21 protein-coding genes are annotated in these 20,847 nt (G+C 59.8%); 9 read left to right on the plus strand and 12 right to left on the minus strand.

The genetic code is table 11. The features are described from left to right. Positions 1-27: 27 nt before the first annotated feature. On the minus strand, positions 28-816 hold the full coding sequence (locus AC07V4_RS03340) for an AraC family transcriptional regulator (protein ID WP_492637269.1): 789 nt from the start codon (positions 814-816) through the stop codon (positions 28-30). Between the two features lie 97 nt (positions 817-913). Here AC07V4_RS03340 and AC07V4_RS03345 point away from each other — a divergent pair, with 97 nt between their 5' ends. Beyond that, positions 914-1,801, plus strand: coding sequence for a DMT family transporter (locus AC07V4_RS03345; protein WP_492637270.1), 888 nt, complete (start codon positions 914-916; stop codon positions 1,799-1,801). 98 nt (positions 1,802-1,899) lie between these two features. Here AC07V4_RS03345 and AC07V4_RS03350 read toward each other — a convergent pair whose 3' ends face one another. Together AC07V4_RS03350 and AC07V4_RS03355 are read right to left on the minus strand one after the other, a co-directional pair. Then, positions 1,900-2,790 (minus strand): esterase/lipase family protein, encoded by an 891-nt coding sequence (locus AC07V4_RS03350; protein WP_492637271.1) that lies wholly within the window; start codon positions 2,788-2,790, stop codon positions 1,900-1,902. Positions 2,791-2,869: 79 nt separating this feature from the next. Next, on the minus strand, positions 2,870-3,511 hold the full coding sequence (locus AC07V4_RS03355; RefSeq protein WP_492637272.1) for an FMN-dependent NADH-azoreductase: 642 nt from the start codon (positions 3,509-3,511) through the stop codon (positions 2,870-2,872). A gap of 135 nt (positions 3,512-3,646) precedes the next feature. Here AC07V4_RS03355 and AC07V4_RS03360 point away from each other — a divergent pair, with 135 nt between their 5' ends. Beyond that, positions 3,647-4,543 carry a LysR substrate-binding domain-containing protein gene (locus AC07V4_RS03360; protein ID WP_492637273.1) on the plus strand — a complete coding sequence of 299 codons (897 nt, stop codon included), beginning with the start codon at positions 3,647-3,649 and terminating at the stop codon, positions 4,541-4,543. 127 nt (positions 4,544-4,670) lie between these two features. On the opposite strand, the gene AC07V4_RS03365 is transcribed toward AC07V4_RS03360, so the two are convergent. Then, on the minus strand, positions 4,671-6,737 hold the full coding sequence (locus AC07V4_RS03365) for an AsmA family protein (RefSeq protein WP_492637274.1): 2,067 nt from the start codon (positions 6,735-6,737) through the stop codon (positions 4,671-4,673). Between the two features lie 356 nt (positions 6,738-7,093). Here AC07V4_RS03365 and AC07V4_RS03370 point away from each other — a divergent pair, with 356 nt between their 5' ends. After that, entirely contained in the window at positions 7,094-7,465 is a 372-nt protein-coding gene (locus AC07V4_RS03370; RefSeq protein WP_492637275.1) for a hypothetical protein, read from the plus strand. 151 nt (positions 7,466-7,616) lie between these two features. Further along, entirely contained in the window at positions 7,617-8,249 is a 633-nt protein-coding gene (locus AC07V4_RS03375; RefSeq protein WP_492637276.1) for a TetR family transcriptional regulator, read from the plus strand. A 5-nt stretch (positions 8,250-8,254) separates the two neighbouring features. Here AC07V4_RS03375 and AC07V4_RS03380 read toward each other — a convergent pair whose 3' ends face one another. Further along, positions 8,255-8,749 (minus strand): C40 family peptidase, encoded by a 495-nt coding sequence (locus AC07V4_RS03380; protein ID WP_492637277.1) that lies wholly within the window; start codon positions 8,747-8,749, stop codon positions 8,255-8,257. 333 nt (positions 8,750-9,082) lie between these two features. Here AC07V4_RS03380 and ureE point away from each other — a divergent pair, with 333 nt between their 5' ends. The 5 genes from ureE to AC07V4_RS03405 all read left to right on the plus strand — a co-directional run bounded on the left by ureE (position 9,083) and on the right by AC07V4_RS03405 (position 12,770). Continuing rightward, a complete protein-coding gene (gene ureE, locus AC07V4_RS03385) occupies positions 9,083-9,583 on the plus strand; it encodes an urease accessory protein UreE (RefSeq protein WP_492637278.1) in 501 nt (166 codons plus the stop codon). Then, entirely contained in the window at positions 9,580-10,254 is a 675-nt protein-coding gene (locus tag AC07V4_RS03390; RefSeq protein ID WP_492637279.1) for an urease accessory protein UreF, read from the plus strand. Before ureE ends, AC07V4_RS03390 begins: the two co-directional genes overlap by 4 nt. Positions 10,255-10,278: 24 nt before the next feature. After that, positions 10,279-10,893 carry an urease accessory protein UreG gene (gene ureG / locus AC07V4_RS03395; protein WP_016972570.1) on the plus strand — a complete coding sequence of 205 codons (615 nt, stop codon included), beginning with the start codon at positions 10,279-10,281 and terminating at the stop codon, positions 10,891-10,893. A 22-nt stretch (positions 10,894-10,915) separates the two neighbouring features. Next, complete coding sequence (locus AC07V4_RS03400) at positions 10,916-11,488, plus strand: HupE/UreJ family protein (protein WP_492637280.1); 573 nt, start codon at positions 10,916-10,918, stop codon at positions 11,486-11,488. Positions 11,489-11,660: 172 nt separating this feature from the next. Next, positions 11,661-12,770, plus strand: a complete 1,110-nt coding sequence (locus AC07V4_RS03405) for an AGE family epimerase/isomerase (protein ID WP_492637281.1) — start codon at positions 11,661-11,663, stop codon at positions 12,768-12,770. A gap of 57 nt (positions 12,771-12,827) precedes the next feature. Here AC07V4_RS03405 and AC07V4_RS03410 read toward each other — a convergent pair whose 3' ends face one another. From AC07V4_RS03410 to AC07V4_RS03440, 7 genes are all read right to left on the minus strand, one after another. Beyond that, complete coding sequence (locus tag AC07V4_RS03410; RefSeq protein ID WP_431752929.1) at positions 12,828-13,733, minus strand: cation diffusion facilitator family transporter; 906 nt, start codon at positions 13,731-13,733, stop codon at positions 12,828-12,830. 220 nt (positions 13,734-13,953) lie between these two features. Further along, positions 13,954-14,718 (minus strand): SDR family oxidoreductase, encoded by a 765-nt coding sequence (locus AC07V4_RS03415; RefSeq protein WP_177058921.1) that lies wholly within the window; start codon positions 14,716-14,718, stop codon positions 13,954-13,956. A gap of 819 nt (positions 14,719-15,537) precedes the next feature. Continuing rightward, positions 15,538-16,254: an ABC transporter ATP-binding protein gene (locus tag AC07V4_RS03420; RefSeq protein WP_431753241.1), complete on the minus strand. Its 717-nt coding sequence runs from the start codon at positions 16,252-16,254 to the stop codon at positions 15,538-15,540. Beyond that, on the minus strand, positions 16,251-17,126 hold the full coding sequence (locus tag AC07V4_RS03425; RefSeq protein ID WP_492637282.1) for an ABC transporter ATP-binding protein: 876 nt from the start codon (positions 17,124-17,126) through the stop codon (positions 16,251-16,253). Before AC07V4_RS03425 ends, AC07V4_RS03420 begins: the two co-directional genes overlap by 4 nt. Next, positions 17,123-18,400, minus strand: coding sequence for a high-affinity branched-chain amino acid ABC transporter permease LivM (gene livM / locus AC07V4_RS03430; protein WP_492637283.1), 1,278 nt, complete (start codon positions 18,398-18,400; stop codon positions 17,123-17,125). The genes AC07V4_RS03425 and livM overlap by 4 nt, the downstream gene beginning before the upstream one ends. Positions 18,401-18,402: 2 nt before the next feature. Continuing rightward, positions 18,403-19,317, minus strand: a complete 915-nt coding sequence (locus AC07V4_RS03435) for an ABC transporter permease subunit (protein WP_003236186.1) — start codon at positions 19,315-19,317, stop codon at positions 18,403-18,405. Between the two features lie 200 nt (positions 19,318-19,517). Next, the gene (locus AC07V4_RS03440; RefSeq protein WP_492637284.1) at positions 19,518-20,654 is read right to left on the minus strand and encodes a branched-chain amino acid ABC transporter substrate-binding protein; all 1,137 of its coding nucleotides are present in this window, start codon (positions 20,652-20,654) and stop codon (positions 19,518-19,520) included. Positions 20,655-20,847: the final 193 nt, after the last annotated feature.

The following is a 20,847-nucleotide window of genomic DNA, read 5'->3' on the forward strand; positions in this document are numbered from 1 at the left end:
GCAGTGTAGCCAAAACCTGTTACATCTTCAGCGTCCGCGGATATTCGATCGGCGGTACTGCTCCGGCGTGCAGCCAGCATGACGCTGGAACATGGCGATGAACGCCGACGCGGTGCTGTAGCCCAAGTCAAAGGCCACATGCTGCACGCTGCGCTCGCTGTCCAACGCTTCGATGGCGGCCAGGTAACGCAAGCGCTGGCGCCATTCGCCAAAGCTCATGCCCAACTCCCGCACAAATTGCCGCGCCAAGGTGCGCTCGCTGACGTGCACTTGCTCGGCCCATTGCGCCAACGGCCGATTATCGCCGGGCTCGGCCTGCATGCCTTCCAGTACACCCAGCAGCCCGGGATGACGCGCATAAGGCAGGAAGCACTCGTGAATCGGCGCCTGCTTGAGCTGGTCCACCAGCACTTGGGCCAAGCGGATATCGGCATCGGTCTGCGGGATGTTGACGCCGCGCTGGGCGAAATCCCGCAGGATCGCCTTGAGGATGTCGCTGATAGCCAGGGTGCATGGTTGCGCTGGCAGTTGCTCGCAGAGTTCAGGGGCCAGGCCAACCGAATGGTAAACAATCGCCTCGGCATTGTAAGAGCTGTGCTCGGTATGCGGTGGCACCCACACCGCGTACTGCGGCGGCGACATGAAGCGGCTGCCGGCCACTTCCATGCGCATCACGCCACTGGCGGAATAATCCAGCGAGCCCCAGAAGTGTTCGTGTGGCGTGCACTCGGTGTCGGGGGCGAAGTCGGAGTAACGGAAGTACACGGGGCTTGGCAGCCGGCGGAAATCCGGAAGGCGTACGGTATGTCTGGCCATGTTGTCTGGATATCGAGGTCAGTTGTCTGGATCACAGTATAGGCTTCTATCCAGACAGTGGATAATCCCGCCTCGTCAACACACCAGGTTTCTCTCAATGCAATACGCGTATCCACTGCTGGCCATTTTTATCTGGGCCGGCAACACCGTCGTCAACAAACTGGCCGTGGGCTCGATTTTCCCGTCGGAGATCGGCTTTTACCGCTGGCTGCTGGCGGCACTGTTGTTCACACCGTTCATGCTCAAGCCCGTGATCACCCATTGGTCGAACATCCGTCCGAACCTGGGCAAGGTCGTCATCCTCGGCGTGCTCGGCATGGCGGTGTACCAGAGCCTGGCGTACTACGCCGCGTCACTGACCAGTGCGACCAACATGGGCATCATCTTGTCGCTGATGCCATTGATGGCGCTGACCGCCGCGATCATCAGCCTCGGCCAGCGTCTCACCTTCGGCGCACTGGCCGGCGCAGTGCTGTCGTTTGCCGGCGTGGTCGTGGTGGTGTCGGCCGGTAGCCTGGGCGCCCTGTTGCAACACGGAATCAACCTGGGCGACGGCATGATGCTGGTAGCCACCCTCGCCTATGCGGTCTACAGCACCCTGCTGAAAAAATGGCAGCTGCGCCTGCCGCCGCTGGTGCTGCTGTATCTACAGATACTGGTGGCCGTGGTGGTGCTGTTCCCGCTGTTTCTTTTCTCGGCCAAGACCGGTCTGGGCTGGGCGAATATTCCGCTGGTGTTGTATGCGTGCCTGTTGGCTTCGATGCTGGCGCCGCTGGCCTGGATGCATTCGGTGAAGACCTTGGGCCCAAGCCGCACCACGCTGTTTTTCAACCTGCTGCCGTTGATCACCGCGCTGATTGCAGCGGTGGTGCTGAAGGAAGAGTTGGCGCTGTACCACCTGGTGGGCGGTTTGCTGACGTTGGGTGGGGTGATTCTGTCGGAGCGTTGGACCACACCGGTGAGCGGTAAGGCCCGTGTTGCCTGATCCATCGCTATCGCGGGCAAGCCCGTCTCCCACATTTGGAATGCAATCCCCTGTGGGAGACGGACTTGCCCGCGATGAACGATAACTCGGTCTCCCCGCTACACCCCGGCAGCTCTTAATCTTCTCGCATGCTCGACAAACAGCCTGATCGGCTCGGCGCCCTTGCCCACCAGCCCCATGGACTGGTTGACGATATCGAAGTGGTCGAGGGCGTAGTCATCGCCTATCACCAAGCCCAAATGTGAGCTGTAGCGCCCGACCATGCCATCGCATTGGCCCTTCTCCCGCACGAAGCTGCGGGCAAACAAGCGGCAGCTTCGATTGCTCCCGTCGAACAGGTTGCGACCACGGTCGGTGATGCCCGGCTGCAAGGTGCCGGACCACGAGTAATAGCGCACGCCGTTGACTTCCTCCAGGCCCTGCCCACCCCACGTCTCCGGCAGCCCTTGTGGGTACTGACGATTGAACAGCGCCACACCTTCGCTGGTGAGGGAGTGATGAGAGGCTTGCAGATCCGCCTTGAAGCGCGGCCCGCGATAGCCGGTTTCCAGCACACCCATCACCCAGGCGACCAGATGAAACAGCGCGCTGACGATTCGGCCCTTTACACCGTCGGGCGGGTAATGAAGGTGGAAATGGTCGGCCAATTCCGAGCCGTGGTTAGGCCCCGCCACCGACGTCACCGACGCCACCCATTCCGGTCGCTTGGCCGCCGCATAACGCGCAGTGAGCGAGCCTTGGCTGTGGCCGATCAGGTTGACCTTGTCGGCCCCCGTTTCCAGGCGAATACGCTCGATGTGCGCCAGCAATTGCTCACCGCGTACCTCGCTGGAATCCAGCGGCGCCACCTGCACGGCAAACACCTGAGCGCCACCCGCCCGCAGCGCCGGGACGATGCCATACCAGTAGGGAAACCACCCCAAACGTACAAAACCCAACATGCCGGGCACCAGCACCAAGGGGTAACGCGTGGCAAGGGAGTCGGGCATGGAACGCATATCCGGATCGGGAAGGTGATGACACTATCCTAGACCAATCGATATGACCGCCCCATGACCGTCAGGCCGTTCAGAAATGCCCGGCCAGGTCGTGCAACTGGCGCTCGGCCTCGTCACAAGCGCGCAGGAATACGCTCTTGTCCGACTCCTCACCCTCGGCGGCAATCACCCGCACATCATCGATACCGATGTAACCCAGCACCGTACGCAAGTGCGGATCAGCGTGGTTCATCCATTCAAATTCCCCGCCCGGACCAAACCCGTTACCGCCACGGCTGGTGATGATCAAGGCACGCTTGCCCTTGAGCAACGGCTGGTATTGGGCGATGCCCTGGCTGTCTTGCGTGATGTCGAAGGTCAGGCCCAAGCGCACGATTTGGTCGATCCAGGCCTTGAGGCCGCTGGGCACACCGAAGTTGTACAACGGCATGGAAATCACCAACAGGTCATGTTCGATCAACTCGCCGACCAGTTCGTCGCTCAGTTGCAAATCGGCCCTCATCACCTTCGGCAACGTTTGCGGCTCAGGGTAGAAATTCGCCGCGACGAAGGCTTCGGTGACATGAGGAATAAAGGCCCGGCCGACTTCACGGCGGGTCAGTTGCGCGTCGGGGTTGGCGGTTTGCCAAGCGGTGAGAAACGACTCGGCCAGGCGCCGGGAGTGGGAGCGTTCGCCGCGAGGACTGGCGTGAACCACAAGCATTTTTTTCATCTGTTCAAACCTTCAGGGGTAGACTCAGGCAACCTGATTGGCGCCTTTCTTGCTCGACAATCTAGAAAAGAGCGCCCCTTCCGACAAATGAGCAATAGTTGATCTGGATGAATCTATTTCATCCATGGAGCCCAAATGTTCGCCTCACTGCCCCTGACCGCCCTGCGCACATTTGAATCGGCATCGCGCCTATTGAGTTTCAAGGCCGCCGCCGAAGAACTGTCCGTGACGCCCACGGCGGTCTCCCACCAGATCCGCTCACTGGAAACCTGGCTCGGCCTGCCCTTGTTCGAGCGCCTGCCGCGCCAGGTGCGCCTGACAGAAGGCGGTGAACGGCTGTTTCACAGCCTGCACGGCGCCTTGCTGGATGTGGCGCAAAGCCTGGATACCTTGCGTCCGCAACGCAGCGCCGGGCAGCTCACGGTGTCGACCACACCGGCTTTTGCCGCGCTATGGCTGGTGCCCCGCCTGGGCCGCTTCTATGCCGCTCATCCCGATATCAACCTGCGCCTGGATACCCGATGCGAAGTTGTCGACCTACAGCAGGATGCCAGCGTCGATCTGGTGATCCGCTACAGTCTCGGCGACTACCCGCAGTTGTACGGGCAGTGCCTGTTCGATGAGCACTTTGCGGTGTATGGCTCCCCCGAGCAGGTGGAGCTGGCCAGCACCCAAGTGCCGACATTGATCAGCGTGCGCTGGCATAACTCCAAGCTCTACGCCCTGGGTTGGCAAGCCTGGTGCGAGAAAGCCGGGGAACGCTGGCTGGCCCAGGCATCGCCGTTGCGCGAATACGATGAAGAACACTATGCGCTGCAGGCGGCCATTGCCGGCCAGGGCTTGGTACTGGCGAGCAATATCCTCGTGTCGGAAAGTATCGCCAGCGGCTTGCTGGTGCCGTACCGATCCCAGGTCCGTGTCGACGGTGCCGGTTACAGCGCCCTTTGCGTGCCGGGGCGCGAGCGGCATCCACCGGTGCGAGCGTTTTTCCAGTGGATGCAAGAGGAAGTGACACTGGCTGAAATCCGATAGAACTTACTGCGCTCATGGTGGGAGGGGGCTTGCTCCCGATGGCGGAGTGTCAGCCGGAAAATGTACTGACTGATTCACCGCGATCGGGAGCAAGCCCCCTCCCACATTTGGCCCTCTGTTCCTGCAGTTACTTCACCGTCTTGGGCGCCTTGCCTTCCTTCATCTGTTGCAGCAACGGCGCGCATTGGTTCGGTGCGTCGCCGCTGGGTGCGACCAAAGCCAGCAAGCCAGCAGCCGGCCCGGCGATCACGCCCAGCGCCACCATCCCGGCACCGCGCAACATCAGCGGCACCGCCTTCACACCGGCATTGGGCTTGATGAACGGCCCATTCACGTACAGTGGCGAGCGCAGTGAGAACAGGCGGAAGCCTTTCGACTCCGGCGTGATGGTCAGGTCCAACTGTTCCGTCGCCATATTCGCGGTGCCATCGATATAGATGATGGCGTTCTCGGTATCGAACACAAACAGGCGGGTGGTGGCCAGGCCGGTCTTGATCCCGAAGTCGGCCGCGGCGCAGTTGATCCTCACTTCCTTGTCGCCGAACAAGCGGCCGACCACATAGTTGCCCACGTTGAGCCCAGCGATTTCCATCAGGCCACGGCTGATCGCACCATCGTTGATCAGCATCTTCAGGTCGCCACTGGAGGTCCCCAGCAGCGCAGCGACAGAGTTACCGCGCCCGGAAATATCCGCGTCTCCGTTGAGTTCACCGAAGCTGGTTTTCATCGGTTCGAAGGTTGGGAACAACTGCTTGAGCTTGAAGTTGCGCGCGGTGAGTTTGGCGCGGCCTTCCATCGGCGTGGTGCGGCCGTTCAGGCGAATCTGCGCGTCCAGCTTGCCACCCGCCACACCGAAACGCAGGGGCTCGAGGCTGAGCTGGCCATCGTTGAGCACCAGGTGGGTGTAGAGGTCGGTAAAGGGCAACTCGGCGCTGTGCACAATGCGTTTGCCAGTGAACTCCACGTCTGCATCCATATCGCGCCAGCGGTCGGTGCGGAACTCTTCCACCGGCAGGACTTTGGTTGCCGGCTGCTTGCTCGCACCGCCACGGGCTTTTTGCTTGGCGTTGGAGTCCGCGCCGATCAAGGGAGCAAGGTCGGTCATCAACAGTTGGTTGGAGATCAAGGCGCCGCTGAGTTTTGGCCGTGGCTGGCTGGCCACATAACCCAGGTCGCCGTGGATATCGCTGTTGCCGATCTTGCCGTTGAAGTTTTCGTAGCGGAAGGACGCGCCGCTGGCTTCATGCAACTTGGCGATCAGGTGACCGTCGGTGGAATAGGCCGGCGAGTCCGGCAGGGTAACGCCGGTCAGCGGGTACAAGTTGCCCAGGCTGCTGCCGGAGAGTTTCAGACGCAGGTCCAGGGCACCCAGGTTCAGCGGATCGGTGAGGGTGCCGGCCAGGGCAATGCTGGTATCGGCCACCTTCACTTGGGCCTGCAGCGGGAACGGCTTGGCTGCGTCCTGCAACGCGAGCAGGCCACCGATCTTGCCGGTGCCGTCGAGTTTCTGGCCGTGATACTGGCCTTTGACCTTGAGACCGAACGCATAGTCCTGGGGCGCCGAACCTTTTTCCAGGGCCTTCTTGGCATCCGCATCGCCGACGATTTCACCGAAAGGGATGGGTTTGCCCAGGAGTTCGATGATGACGTCGAGTTGAGTCTTCAAGGTCTGGTCGTCGAGGGTCACATGGCCCTTGTCGAAGCCAATGGCACCGATGTCCACCACCCAATTCGAAGGTTCGGCATTCGGGTCTTTGGGGTCGAACTTAAAGGTCCAGTTGGCGCGACCGTCGGCCAGGCGCTGCAAGTCGGCACTCGGCTCAGTGAGATCGATGCGCGGGATCACCACACGCTGCACCAGCAACGCCAGGGGCGAAATACGCAGCTCGACTTTCTTGAGCGTGACCATCTGCGTTTTTTTCGACCAGTCGGGGTTGCCCAGGGTGAGGTCTTCGGCGATCACGTGGGGCCATGGCACCCAGGCGCGCCAACCACCTTCATCAGGTTCGCGCTCCCACACCACCGCCAGGTTGCCGTTGATGGCGAACGGGCGATGCAGCTCTTCGGAAACTTTGGCATTGAGTGGCGGTTTGATGCGATTCCAATCGAAGAACACCAGAACCAACACCACCACGGCGATTAACAGGGCGAAGCTGGCGCAGCTCCAAACAACAATTTTACGAGTGCGCGTCATTGCACAGGACTCCTGAATACGACTGGCAAGGCTACTCCTTTAGAGCAGCTTATAAAGCTGTGACTGGCAAACCGCCTGGGGGTTTAACCGATCTGCGGTTTTAGTCGCAAAAAGCCATTTTCCTGATCGAACAGACAGCTTCGATCATCGACGACGCACCATTGTTACCCGGGTTCGTGTCGAAAATACCCACCGCAGTGCAAAACCGCGGGCTTGAGAGGCGCGAGTTAGAGCCTCCGCACGGAACAATCAATTCTGTTGATTATTACCATTGTGTTTATGAACTTTTATATCGACTTATCAAGAGTAGCATTAGCCCTGTACCCACTTTTTCGCCCTCCCAAGGAGCAACCCTCATGAAACGCCAAATACTCGCTACCGTGCTGCTGTCCGTCCTGGCTTCCAGTGCTTTTGCCTTGCCAGCCGCCGAACAAGCCACCCCACAGAACAAAGCCCAAGCCGTGCAATCCAGCCAAACCCTGGCTCGCAGCGGTTCGCAAGAAGAAGAAAACCGCGACTACGCCAAAGGCGCTGTTGCTGAAAATGGTTCGGAACAGGCCAACAAACGCGCCTACACCGAAGGCGTTGCTGAAAGTGGCTACGATCGCCTGCAAGAGAAAGGTCTGGTAGAAGGCGGTGCTGAACAAGCCAACAAACGCGCTTACACCGATGGCGTTGCTGAAGGTGGTGCAGATCGCCTGCAAGAACTGCATCAAGCACAGAGCTAAGCCCGTGGTGGCCCAGAAAAAAGCCCGATCAGCCGATCGGGCTTTTGCTTTTATATAGACCGTGTCACGCATTGCCCCCGCCAAGTTCGACGCCAGCAAAGCGGTTTTGCTAGAGTGCGTCGCTGTACTTGCCGACTAAGCCCACCCGCCCATGCTGCCCCGCGCCGAACAGAAGCAACAAACCCGCCTCGCCCTGATGGACGCAGCCCGCCATCTGATGGAGTGTGGCCGAGGGTTTGGCAGCCTGAGTCTGCGGGAAGTGGCCAAGACGGCGGGTATCGTGCCCACCGGTTTCTACCGCCACTTTGCCGATATGGACCAACTTGGGCTGGTGTTGGTGAGTGAAGTCGGCCAGACCTTCCGCGCCACGATTCGCCTGGTGCGCCACAACGAATTCGTGATGGGCGGCATTATCGATGCCTCGGTGCGGATCTTTTTGGATGTGGTCTCGGCCAATCGCTCGCAATTCCTCTTCCTGGCTCGTGAGCAATACGGTGGTTGCCTGGCCGTGCGTCAGGCCATCGGCGCACTGCGCGAAGACATCACCCGCGACCTGGCGGCAGACCTCACGCTGATGCCCAAGCTGCAACACCTGGATGCCGAAGGCTTGCATGTGATGGCCGACCTGATCGTCAAAAGTGTGTTCGCCACCCTGCCCGACATCATTGACCCGCCCGCCCAGGCACTGCCTACGCACCTCACGCCCCAGGCGAAAATCACCCAGCAATTGCGCTTTATCTTTATCGGCCTCAAGCACTGGCAAGGCCTGGGCAGCACGGAGTAACACGATCAGCCTGCGCGGTGAAACCGTTTGGCGGTGGTGTAGTTCTTGTTCCAGTAGCTATTGCTCAACGAGTCAATGCGTACGCTCTTGCCTGTTCGCGGGGAATGGATAAATTTGCCTCCACCGATATACAGCCCCACATGGCTCACTTGCCCACGCCCATTGCCTTTGAAAAACACCGCATCGCCAGGCTTGAGGGCCGCACGCTTGATCGTGGCGGCGGACGAACGCTGCATCGCAGCGGTCGTGCGCGGCAATTGAATGTTCGCTTGGGTCTTGAACAAGTAGACCAGAAGACTGCTGCAATCGAAGCCCTGCTCCACTGACGTACCTCCCCACCGATAAGGCGTGCCCAACAATGCATGGGCACGGTCCACAACATCACCGATCGGAGCCCGCGGTGCTGGGCTGAAGGCCGCCCGGGATTGAAAGTTGGCCGAAGCCGATGGCATGACAAACCACATGCCGAAAATAAATAAACACAACCATAACCTGAACATGATGAACGCCGCTGTCGATAAAACCGGGCGCACATCCTAATGACTCAGCAAGTACAACCATGCAAGGTGAATCCCCAAGACGCGTAGGAAATATCCGAAACATCAGGTGCCGCTAGATGAAAGAAATTTCATCCGCCCCGCATTCCAACTCAACGAAAATGCCCAAAACCAGTGCCATAAATCCATAAGCGCACCAATTTGAAACACCAATTAACAAATTGATGCCCTACGCAGTGGCACATCGGGGCGTACCGACAGGGAATTCCTACTCTGCACCTGATTGGCAAGCCCCTTGCTCTAGCTCTCTCATCGCTCATAGCTGGAAGCCTTCTGATGCTGGTGATCCACCGCCGAATAGCCCCGCAGGCCCTCTGGGATGCTGAATTGCTGCTGAATTTCGAAGCCCGCAGCAAAAGCCGCCTGCGCTGTTTCAGTACCGATGGTGAAGATGTCGGTTTGTTTTTGGAGCGCGGGCAGCCACCGTTGCACGATGGCGAATGCCTACAAGCTGAAGACGGACGTGTCGTACACGTCCGCGCTCGTCCTGAACAACTGCTGCATGTCACTTGCAGCAATGCCTATGAACTGACCCGAGCGGCCTATCACCTGGGCAACCGTCATGTGGCCCTGCAAGTCGGGGACGGCTGGCTGCGCCTGCTCGATGACTATGTGCTCAAGGCCATGCTCGAACAGCTGGGTGCCAAGGCCGAAACCATCGAGGCGCCGTTCCAACCGGAACATGGCGCCTACGGCGGCGGCCACCACCATTCGCGCCATGGCGACGAAGATTTCAACTATCCGCCCAAGCTGCACCAGTTCGGCGTGCGTCTATGAACCCAGCCTGGGCACTGTTGCGCCTGGCCAGTCCGCAATTGCCGATTGGCGGCTACAGCTATTCCCAGGGCCTGGAAATGGCCGTGGAGAATGGCCGTGTCAAGGATGCAGCCAGCGCCCGATGCTGGATCAGTGACCAGTTGCTGCTCAACCTCGCCCGCTTCGAAGCGCCGCTACTGCTTGCCCATTGCAACGCCGCTGCGGAACAGGATTGGCAACGCCTCATGCAATTGTGCGAAGAACACCGCGCCAGCCGTGAGACCCGTGAGCTGTACCAGGAAAGCCGGCAGATGGGCTACTCCCTGCAGCAACTGCTCAACGGCCTTCCCGAATTGGACGATGCAGCCCGCGCTTTTCTTGAACCGTGCGCCGAACCCCATCTCGCCCTGGGATGGGCGCTGGCAGCACGCGCCTGGAACATCAGCCCCGGCGACGCCCTCGCCGCCTGGCTGTGGAGCTGGCTGGAAAACCAATTGGCCGTACTGATGAAAACCCTGCCCCTGGGCCAGCAGGCCGCCCAACGCCTGACCAGCGAACTGCTGCCGCTGCTGCAACAAGCCCAGCAGGATGCCAGCCGCATCGAACCTAATCACTTGGGCAGTGCCGCGTTCGGCCTGTCCTTGGCGTGCATGGCCCACGAGCGCCAGTACAGCCGCCTGTTCCGTTCCTAGGAGCTGTTTATTTTGGAGAAGCATATGAACACACAACCTCTACGGGTCGGCATCGGCGGCCCGGTGGGCTCCGGCAAGACAGCCCTGACCCTGGCCCTGTGCCTCGCATTGCGTGATCGCTACAACCTGGCGGTGGTCACCAATGACATCTATACCCGCGAAGACGCCGACTTCCTGGTGCGTAATCAGGCCTTGGCGCCGGAGCGCATCATCGGCGTGGAGACCGGCGGTTGCCCGCATACGGCGATTCGTGAAGATGCCTCGATCAACCTGGAGGCGGTCGACCAGCTCAATCGTCGTTTTCCCGGCCTGGACCTGATCCTGGTGGAGTCCGGCGGCGACAACCTCTCAGCGACGTTCAGCCCCGAGCTGTCGGACCTGACCATCTATGTGATCGATGTGTCCGCCGGCGACAAGCTGCCGCGCAAAGGCGGGCCAGGCATCTGCAAATCCGACCTGCTGGTGATCAACAAGATCGACCTCGCCCCGCTGGTGGGCGCGTCGCTGGAGCTGATGAACAGCGATACGACGCGCATGCGCAATGGCAAACCCTTTGTGTTCAGCAACCAGAAAACCGGCGTCGGACTGGATGACATCGTCGCCTTTATCGAACGCCAGGGCTTGCTGACCGCCGCCTGATCAACCCATAAGGAACCTGTCCATGAGCCTCAAGAAACTCTTCGCAGCCGCTACCCTGTTGCTCGCCCCTGCCCTGGCCTTCGCGCATCCGGGCCATGGCGATAACGGTCTGGTAGCCGGTATCAGTCACCCTCTGAGCGGGATCGACCATCTGCTGGCGATGGTTGCCGTCGGTTTGTGGGCCGCCCAACAAAAAGGCGCTGCCCGTTGGGCGTTGCCCTGCACCTTCGTCGGTACCATGTTGATCGGCGGTGTACTCGGTTTTGAAGGGATGCAATTGCCGGCGATGGAAAGCGGGATTGCCGCCTCCGTATTGGCCCTGGGCCTGGCAGTGGCCCTGGCGGTACGGCCACCGTTGATCGTCGCGGTAGGCGCGACGGCGTTGTTCGCGCTGTTCCACGGTGTGGCCCATGGTTTGGAGCTGCCGGACATGTCCAATCCTTGGGCGTATGCCGCAGGGTTTGTGGGGGCGACTGCTGCACTGCACGCTGCCGGTTATGCGGTGGTGCGCTTCCTGCCGGCTGCGGCGGCGCCGTTGGTGCGGATTGCCGGGGCGGCTTCGGCGGCGACTGGGGTCTGGTTGCTCGCCGGCTGATTTGCAGCGCTTGTGAGGGCCTCATCGCAGGCAAGCCAGCTCCCACACTTGATCGTGTTTGCAGATCAAAAATGTGGGAGGGGGCTTGCCCCCGATAGCGGTCTAGCAGACACCACCGAACCCAAGCCTGCTACCATGCGCGCCTACACCCCTGCCGTGACGACGCCAGCCAATGCCCAGCGCTTCCCAACCCTCCTTGAACACCGTGCTCACACACTTCCACAACCTGATCGTGCCGCTCTGGCAAGGCCCGGGTTGGAATGCCGAGTTGGCACTGCCCTACGAGGCGCTGGACGCCGATCACCGGCCACTGCCCCCGCAACGCTACCGCGCCATGGCTTGCGCCCGGCAGTTGTACCTGTTCGCCAGCCTGATCGGTGAGCCTGGCGCCGCCTTCGCCGAAGAGCGCGCGGCGGCGCTGTTCCGCTCCCTGCAACGGCATTTCCATGATGCTGAGCACGGCGGCTGGTTCTACAGCATCGACCCGGCCGGCAAGCCGCTGGACAAGCGCAAAGACCTGTACACCCACGCCTTCATCATCTTTGCCTGCGCCCACTACTGGGCCAAGGTGCGCGAGCCGTTGGTGGAATCGGTACTGGATGCAGCCCTGGCTGTGGTCGCCGAACGCTTCGCTACCGGCGACGGCCTGTACGACGCGGTCCTGGAACGCAACTGGTCATCCCTCAAGTCAGGCCCGTTGCAAAACCCGCTGATGCACCTCGCCGAAGGCTTCCTCGCCACCCTGGCCGTGCGTGAAGACACCATCACCCAAGACGCGCTGCTGGACTTGGCGACCGCCATGCAGAAGCGCTTCATCGACCGCCAGCATGGCGTGATGATGGAAAAACCGCTGGGCGCTGTGGATAACTGGTTTGAGCCCGGGCATCAGTTCGAGTGGTTCTTTTTGCTGGAATCTTCAGAAATCCTGCGCGGCACGCCGCTGCATGCGTCATTGACGCAGGCATTTGCCTACGCCGAACTCAAGGGTGTGGATAAGTTGACCGGTGCGGTCAGCGGCATGCTCGCCCTCGACGGCAGCGTGCGCGATGGCACTCAGCGGATCTGGGCCCAGGCTGAATATCTGCGGGCACTGACCTTGCGGCCTGGCAGTGAGGCGGTGTTGCAGCGCCAGTTGCTGGCGCTGCAACAGCACTTCTTGCATGAGAAGGGCTGGCATGAATGCCTGGATGCACAAGGCAAGGTGAGCCGACGGGATATGCCATCGACCACGCCTTATCATTTGGCAACCTGCTACCAGGGCCTGGGCCAGCATCTCGGCTGACCTCTAGGGCCTCATCGGGGGCAAGCCCCCGATGCAGACGACTCGGCCTGACTGACCTCACGCGATCCACTTACGATCCGCGGTAAAACTGATCGTCAGCCAGCGCGCCGCATCCGGCGTGCCGAGCCCTGTGGATATCTCTTCACGCAGTCGGTCGAGGGTTGCGATGTTATCCACCGGGTAATCCGCCGGAAGCACCACATGAATCTCGATAAACCGTGCGCGCCCGTGCTTTTGCACGTAGGACACGTAGTCGTCGAAACCATGCTTGGCCTGGGCCGCGTCCATCACTTCACGCACTTTGTCGTCCAACTGGTCCGGTGCAATCCCCAGCACCTCGCGCAGCGCCGGGCGCAGGATCTTCAGGGCCGGGGCCAGCATGCTCAGGGCCAGCAGGATCAGGATCAGCGGGTCGACATACACCGCCCACTCGCCATAGCCCTGGGACTTGAGCAACAGAGCGGCGAGAAAGCTGATCAGCAAACCCACCGACAGCATCGCGTCCACCAGCCAGCTGATGTTGTCGAACTGGATCAGTGAGGATTTCAACGTGCGATTGCGATAACGCACGTAGAAGAAGTAGGCGAATTCGACAACGGTAAACACCGCCGCATAAATGATCACCAGCCCCAACTCGATCTCACGTCCGCCATTGATGATGCCGAACACACCGTTGAGAAACGCGTAGATGGCGATCAGCAGCAGGAAACTGCCTTCGATCAGCAGCACCATGGGCTCCAGGTGCCAGTAGCCGAACTGGAAGCGCTCGTTGCTTTTCTTGGCGATCAGCTTGGCCGTGATCAGCATCAACACCTTGATGGCGGTGGCGATCAGCGAGAAAAAGCCGTCGAACAGAATGGATTGGGCGCCAGAAACCACGCCCGTGACAATCCCGGCGATCGCCACGGCGAACATCAGGATGGTCGATTGTTTGAGCAGTGCCTGCTCACCTCGGTTACTCACATTTCCTCCCGTCAAAACCTTTAAACCGCTGGGTGCGGTGGGGTTTTCAGGAGTGGAGTGTACCTTATGTCGTGTTTTGGCCGATTTGCCGCCATCGCAGCGATGCGGCGACCCGACAAGCCAGCTCCCACACTTGAATGTGTTCAACAATCAATCTGTATGAACCCGATCAAATGTGGGAGCTGGCTTGCCTGCGATGGGCGCGGCGCGGTTTAAAGCCTTACTTGGCGCCGCGCTCGATGGCAAACCCAGCCCAAGTCTGGCTCACCGGCATCAGCTCCAGGCGGTTGATGTTCACATGTGCCGGCGTGTTCATGACCCAGAAGATCGTATCGGCAATGTCCTGCGGCTGGATCGGTTCGGCACCGGCATAGGTCGCGTCATAACGCGCCTGGTCGCCGCCAAAGCGCACCAGCGAGAACTCGCTCTCACACAGGCCCGGCTCGATGTTGGTCACGCGCACGCCAGTACCTTGCAGATCGCAACGCAGGTTCAGCGAGAACTGCTTAACGAACGCCTTGGAACCACCATAGACATGGCTGCCCGGGTACGGGTAGTTGCCGGCGATGGAGCCCAGGTTGATGATACCGGCACCCCGACCGTGAGCGATCAGACGCGGCAGCAGCAGGTTGGTGGTGGTCAGCAGGCCCTTGATATTGGTATCGACCATGGTTTCCCAATCGTCGAGATTGCACTTGGGCGCCGGGTCGGTGCCCACGGCCAGGCCGGCGTTGTTGATCAACCCACGCAGCTTGGCGAACGACGGCGGCAGATTGGCGATGGCGTCTTCCATCCCCTTGCGATCACGCACGTCCACGACCAGGCCATGCACTTCGGTCTGCTTGGAAAGCTCTTCGACCAAGGCATTCAAGCGGTCGGCACGACGGCCGGTGAGCACCAGTTTCCAGCCGGCTTCGGCAAAACGACGGGCACAGGCTTCGCCGAAACCTGAAGTTGCGCCAGTAATAAACAGCGTGTCGGACATGGTGTTCTCCTTGCGGGCATCGGGAAAAAAAGCAGCCAGCAGAATGCCCTTACACCGAGGTGGCGGCAACTGTTAAGCACACAACTTCACCTACAGCTGTTCACTTTTTAACCACATAGCGCAACACCATACGGACCGTGGCCTGCAGCCATATGCGCGCAGGTTATCCACAACTGCACCCACAGTCTTTGGGGGCAAGTGCAAAACAGCTCAGGCCGCTCTATACAAGGGCTCCAGGGGTTTTCAGAAAGTTTTTTGCTTGACCTGGGCAGGGCCGTATGTAGACCCAAACGACGAGGCGAAATCCGAACGATGGCTCCAGGCCAGTCATTCCGGCCTCTGCGGCAGTCTTTCCAGAGTTTAATCACAGACTTATCCACAGGCTGAACCGACATGAACCCGTCATATACCTGTGTCTTTAAACAGGTTGACAAACTCCCTGGTCGGGCGCCAAAAAGTGGCTGATCAAAAAACAACCTCCGCTCTGTAGGCCACGCGGTTAAAGGCTTTCAGCCAGCTACTCCCACGTTACCCACAGCCGGTTCCACAGCGGATGGGGACAAGTCAAAACTGTGACAAAACAGGGATTTGCGGCGGCTATATGTCGCGCTTTGGAAGGTAGCTAGATTTGTTTTCCACAATTTAGCTCCAGTCCTATGGACACCACAAAAACAAATGTGGGAGCCGCTCTTTGTGAGAGCTGGCTTGCCTGCGATAGCATCGCCTCGGTTCACCAGATAGACCGAGGTTTCTGCATCGCAGGCAAGCCAGCTCCCACACAAAGCGGGCTCCCACAGGGGTTTTGCGTCGAGCTTTAGATCAGTGCCCGCCGAGGTAGGCGTTGCGCACCTCTTCATTCACCAGCAATTCCTTGCCGGTGCCCGTCAGACGAATCTCACCGTTAACCATCACATACGCCCGATCCGACAAACGCAGCGCGTGGTTGGCGTTCTGCTCCACCAGGAAGATGGTCATCCCGGTGGCCGCCAGTTCACGCAAGGTGGCGAAAATCTGTTTCACCACAATCGGCGCCAGGCCCAGGCTCGGCTCATCGAGCAGCAACAACTTGGGCCGGCTCATCAGTGCACGGGCGATGGCGAGCATCTGTTGTTCACCACCGGACATGGTCATCGCGCGTTGAGTACGCCGCTCCTTGAGCCGGGGGAACAGCTCGAACATGCGCTGCATGTCTTCCTGGGCGTACTTGTCACCGATGGGGATAGTGCCCATCAACAGGTTTTCCTCGACGGTCATGTCGGGGAACACCCGCCGCCCTTCCGGCGACTGCGCAATACCGTTGGAAGCGATGTAGTGGGACGATTTGTGCGTGATGTCGACGCCGTTGTAGATGATCTGCCCCGACTCGGCCCGTGGCTGACCAAAAATCGACATCAGCAACGTGGATTTACCCGCGCCGTTGGAGCCGATCAGGCTGACAGTTTCACCTTCGTTGATGTGCAGCGAGACTTTCTTCAGGGCCTGGATCGGGCCATAAAACACGTCCAGCTCCTTCATTTCGAGGATAGGTCCGCTCATACCAGCTCCTCTTCGTCCGCGCCCAGGTAGGCAGCAATCACTTTCGGGTCGTTACGGATCGCGTCCGGCCCGCCTTCGGCAATGACGTTGCCGTGGTCCAGCACCACGATGTGGTCGGAAATACTCATCACCATGCCCATGTCGTGTTCGATCAGCACCACCGTGAGGTCGTGTTCGTCGCGCAACAGACGAATCATCGCGCTGAGCGCTTCGGTTTCCTGGGGGTTGAGGCCGGCTGCCGGCTCGTCCAGACAGATGATCTGCGGACGGGTGCACATGGCGCGGGCGATTTCCAGGCGGCGCTGCTGGCCGTAGGAGAGTTCGCCGGCCAGGCGGTTGGCGCAGTCCACCAGGTCCACCACTTCGAGCCAGTAGAACGCGTGGTCCAGTGCGTCGCTTTCGGCCTTGCGGTAGCCCTTGGTGTTGAGGATGCCCGAGAGCATGTTGCGGTTGACCCACATGTGCTGGGCCACCAGCAGGTTTTCCACCACCGACATTTCCTTGAACAGGCGAATGTTCTGGAAGGTCCGCGCCAGGCCTGCACGGTTCACCAAGTGGGTGCCACCGAACATCTTGTAGTACACCCGGCTGAGGAAGCTTTTCGGCGAAACAAAATCGGTGGGCTGAAAGCGCTCACCGAGCAACTGGATCACGTCGGTCTGCTTGCCGCGTACGTTGAGATTGATCTTGCCACCACTGGCTTTGTAGAAACCGGTGAGGCAGTTGAACACCGTGGTCTTGCCGGCGCCATTGGGACCGATCAGGGCAAAGATCGAGTTGCGTTCGACCTTGAGGCTCACGTCGCTCAAGGCCTTGATGCCACCGAAGTGCATCATCAGGTGTTCCACGGACAGCACGATTTCCTTGCTCATGGCGCCACCCCCTTGCGTGGGGTCACACCGGTTCGGCTGATCCGAATCAGGCCGCGCGGTCGCCAGATCATCATCACCACCATCAACACGCCAAACAGCAACACCCGGTACTCGGAGAAGCTGCGCAACAACTCAGGCGCGACGGTCAACACGAACGCCGCAATCACCACGCCCACCGTCGAGCCCATGCCGCCCAACACCACGATGGCCAGGATCAGCGCCGATTCGAAGAAGGTGAACGACGACGGGTTGACGAAGCCTTGGTAGCTGGCGAAGAACACCCCAGCCAAGCCTGCGGTTGAGGCGCCGATAGTGAACGCCGAGAGTTTGACCAGCACGTGATTCAGGCCCATCGAACGGCAAGCAATCTCGTCTTCACGCAAGGCTTCCCAGGCGCGACCGACCGGCATGCGGGTCAGGCGATGCTTGATGTACAGCACAGCCAGCACCACCAGGAACAACACGATGTAGATGAACATGAACTTGATGTTGGGGTTGTAATCGATGCCGAAGAACTCGTGGAATGGAATCCCGCCGTCCTTGGCCTTGCGCCCGAACTCCAGGCCGAGGAAGGTCGGCGATGGCACCGGCATCCCGTTCGGCCCGCCGGTAAACGACAGCCAGTTGTTCAGCACCAGGCGGATGATTTCACCAAAGCCCAGGGTCACGATGGCCAGGTAGTCGCCGTGCATTCGCAATACCGGGAACCCGAGGATGCATCCGGCTAACGCGGCGGCAATGGCCGCCAGCGGCAGCACTGTCCAGAAGCCCAGGCCCAGGTATTGATAACCCAGCGCCAGACCGTAGGCGCCGATGGCGTAGAACGCCACGTAACCCAGGTCGAGCAAACCAGCCAGACCCACCACGATGTTCAGGCCCAATCCGAGCAATACGTAGATCAGCCCGAGGATCACCACGGTCAGCAGGTACTTGTTGGCGAAGATCGGGAACACAATGGCGATCACGATCAGTGCCGGGATGATCCAGCGCAACCGCGACTTATAGTCCGGCGCCAGCACGTGAACGCCAGAGCCACTGGTCTCGAAGCCCTGCAGAATCTTCAGGCCCTTGGGGGTTTGCAGAAACAGGCTCAGGGCAAACCGGCCAGCCATCACGATGGCGACCAGGGTCGCCACGCGGGCCGGTTGCAGGTTGAAGCCGTAGCCGTCGAGGACCACGCCGACAATCGGGCCGAACACCACCAGGGAAATCAGCCCGGCGAGGACCGTATCGACCACACTTTTCTTGATATCGATAGATTTGGCAGCAGACATGTTCACACCTTAGCCACGAGTGGGCGACCCAGCAGGCCCTGGGGACGGAAAATCAGAATCACCACCAGCAGGGAGAAACTGAACACGTCTTTGTAGTCAGAGTTGATCAACCCCGAGAACAGCGACTCGGAGATACCGAGGATGATCCCGCCGAGCATCGCCCCAGGCAGGGAGCCAATCCCGCCGAGTACCGCTGCGGTGAATGCCTTGATGCCGATGATGAAGCCGGCATAGAAGTCGAAGGTGCCGTAATTGAGGGTGATGAGCACGCCGGCCAACGCAGCCATGGCGGCGCCGATGACGAACACGTAGGAGATTACCCGGTCGGTGTTGATACCAAGGATCGAGGCCATCTTGCGGTCTTGCTGGGTGGCGCGGCACATGCGGCCGAGCTTGGTGTACTTGATGATGTAGGTCAGCAGAGCCATGCCCGCGAAAGCGGCGACCAGAATGAAGACCTTGGTGTACGTCAACTGAACGAAGCCGCTGCCGATATCGACACGCCAGGCCCCGGCCAGCAGGGTGGGAATACCTTGTTGCTTGGCACCCTGGGCGATCTGAGCGTAGTTCTGCAGGATCAGGGAAATGCCGATGGCGCTGATCAGCGGTGCCAATCGGGTGGAGTTGCGCAGCGGTTTGTAGGCGACACGTTCGATGACCCAGCCGTAAACGCCAGTGACGACCACGGTGAAGATCAAGGTGCCGAGAATGAGCAGCGGGAAGGATTCGATGCCGAAGTAAGCCAGCAGTGCCAGACTGATCGCCGCGAGGTAAGCGGAAATCATATAAACCTCGCCGTGGGCGAAGTTGATCATGCCAATGATGCCATAGACCATTGTGTAGCCGATGGCGATCAGGCCATAGACCGACCCGAGGGTCAGGCCGTTGACCAGTTGCTGCAGGAAAATACCATCCATAACGCAATCTCACGCGGTGAGCACCTGCACACCGGTGGGTGTGCGGCGCTTCTGGAGGAAAAGACAGAGTTCAATAACAACACAGTCTCCTGTGGGAGGGGGCTTGCCCCCGATGGCGGTGTACCAGTCAACAGATCTGAACCTGATCCACCGCTATCGGGGGCAAGCCCCCTCCCACATTGGAGTTGTGGTGTTCTGGATTACTTCTGTTTTTCCAGCTGATGGTATTTGCCGTCTTTATCCCACTGGTAAACCACGTAGTCGGAGACTTTCAGGTCGCCCTTGGCATCCCAGGCTTTTTCACCCATCACGGTTTTCACCGGGTGAGCCTTGAGCCACTTGGCAGCGTCTTCGCCTTTGTTGGATTTAGCGCCGTTGAAGCCGGCGGCCAAGGCCTGGATCGAAGCGTAGGCGTACAGGGTGTAGCCTTCCGGCTCGGTGCCGTTCTTGCGGAACTCTTCCACGACGGTTTTGCTGTCTGGCAGCAGGCGCGGGTCGGCGCCAAAGGTCATGTACACGCCATCGACGTATTGCGCGCCGCCAGCGGTGGCAACCAGTTCGTCGGTCACTACGCCGTCATCGGACATGAACTTGACGTCCTTGAGACCCGCTTCACGAAGCTGACGAACCAGTGGACCGGCCTCCGGATGCAGGCCGCCGAAGTACACGACGTCAGCCCCAGCCGCACGGATTTTGGTAACCAGGGCGCTGAAGTCTTTCTCGCCACGAGTCAGGCCTTCTTCGATCACCGGCTTGACGCCGCGCTTGGTCAACTGGGCAGCAGTAGCATCGGCCAGGCCTTTGCCGTAGGTGTCCTTGTCGTTGATCACGGCAACCTTCTTGCCCTTGAGCACGTCGACGATGTAGTCGCCGGCAACGATACCTTGCTGGTCGTCACGTCCGCACATGCGGAACATGGCGGTCATGCCACGCTCAGTCACTTGAGGGTTGGTGGAACCAGGCGTGATCGCAATCACACCCGCATCGTTATAGACCTCGGACGCCGGAATGGTGTTCGACGAGCAGAAGTGCCCGACCACACCGATCACCTTGTCCTGGTCGACCAGACGGTTGGCCACGGCCACCGCTTGTTTTGGCTCGCAAGCATCGTCGCCTTTGACCAGCACGATTTTCTCACCGTTGATGCCGCCGGCCTTGTTAACCACATCGGCTGCCGCCTGGGCACCCTTCATGTACTGCTCACCGAAAGCCGCGTTGGCGCCCGTCATCGGGCCTGCCACGCCAATCTTCACATCAGCTTGAACAAACGTAGAAACACCCAGCGCCGCTGCAACGGCGAGGGCCAGAAAACCTTTCTTGTAAAACGTCTGGGACATGAGTGGTGCTCCGATATTTTTGATTTTTGGCACGACAACTTGCATTCAAACTTTCCACTTGAAGCCAAGAGCAAGGCGCGTGCCATTACGTTTTTATTCTTCAAAAAGACACGGTGTCATTGTTATTACGGGCGTTTCGACTCCTTTTGCCAGGACGTGCAACCGTCTAGCTTGAATAGGTGCAACCAGCGAA

Source organism: Pseudomonas sp. GW821-FHT03A09 (assembly GCF_059421065.1).

Bases quoted from the DNA above. Each gene is read 5' to 3' on its own strand.
- AC07V4_RS03390 (WP_492637279.1), top strand. From the start codon at position 9,580: ATGAACCCAGCCTGGGCACTGTTGCGCCTGGCCAGTCCGCAATTGCCG.
- AC07V4_RS03345 (WP_492637270.1), top strand. From the start codon at position 914: ATGCAATACGCGTATCCACTGCTGGCCATTTTTATCTGGGCCGGCAAC.
- AC07V4_RS03350 (WP_492637271.1), bottom strand. From the start codon at position 2,790: ATGCCCGACTCCCTTGCCACGCGTTACCCCTTGGTGCTGGTGCCCGGC.
- AC07V4_RS03340 (WP_492637269.1), bottom strand. From the start codon at position 816: ATGGCCAGACATACCGTACGCCTTCCGGATTTCCGCCGGCTGCCAAGC.
- ureE (WP_492637278.1), top strand. From the start codon at position 9,083: ATGCTGGTGATCCACCGCCGAATAGCCCCGCAGGCCCTCTGGGATGCT.
- AC07V4_RS03365 (WP_492637274.1), bottom strand. From the start codon at position 6,737: ATGACGCGCACTCGTAAAATTGTTGTTTGGAGCTGCGCCAGCTTCGCC.
- AC07V4_RS03380 (WP_492637277.1), bottom strand. From the start codon at position 8,749: ATGTTCAGGTTATGGTTGTGTTTATTTATTTTCGGCATGTGGTTTGTC.
- AC07V4_RS03420 (WP_431753241.1), bottom strand. From the start codon at position 16,254: ATGAGCGGACCTATCCTCGAAATGAAGGAGCTGGACGTGTTTTATGGC.
- ureG (WP_016972570.1), top strand. From the start codon at position 10,279: ATGAACACACAACCTCTACGGGTCGGCATCGGCGGCCCGGTGGGCTCC.
- AC07V4_RS03415 (WP_177058921.1), bottom strand. From the start codon at position 14,718: ATGTCCGACACGCTGTTTATTACTGGCGCAACTTCAGGTTTCGGCGAA.
- AC07V4_RS03355 (WP_492637272.1), bottom strand. From the start codon at position 3,511: ATGAAAAAAATGCTTGTGGTTCACGCCAGTCCTCGCGGCGAACGCTCC.
- AC07V4_RS03405 (WP_492637281.1), top strand. From the start codon at position 11,661: ATGCCCAGCGCTTCCCAACCCTCCTTGAACACCGTGCTCACACACTTC.
- AC07V4_RS03375 (WP_492637276.1), top strand. From the start codon at position 7,617: ATGCTGCCCCGCGCCGAACAGAAGCAACAAACCCGCCTCGCCCTGATG.
- AC07V4_RS03435 (WP_003236186.1), bottom strand. From the start codon at position 19,317: ATGGATGGTATTTTCCTGCAGCAACTGGTCAACGGCCTGACCCTCGGG.
- AC07V4_RS03440 (WP_492637284.1), bottom strand. From the start codon at position 20,654: ATGTCCCAGACGTTTTACAAGAAAGGTTTTCTGGCCCTCGCCGTTGCA.
- AC07V4_RS03400 (WP_492637280.1), top strand. From the start codon at position 10,916: ATGAGCCTCAAGAAACTCTTCGCAGCCGCTACCCTGTTGCTCGCCCCT.
- livM (WP_492637283.1), bottom strand. From the start codon at position 18,400: ATGTCTGCTGCCAAATCTATCGATATCAAGAAAAGTGTGGTCGATACG.
- AC07V4_RS03360 (WP_492637273.1), top strand. From the start codon at position 3,647: ATGTTCGCCTCACTGCCCCTGACCGCCCTGCGCACATTTGAATCGGCA.
- AC07V4_RS03425 (WP_492637282.1), bottom strand. From the start codon at position 17,126: ATGAGCAAGGAAATCGTGCTGTCCGTGGAACACCTGATGATGCACTTC.
- AC07V4_RS03370 (WP_492637275.1), top strand. From the start codon at position 7,094: ATGAAACGCCAAATACTCGCTACCGTGCTGCTGTCCGTCCTGGCTTCC.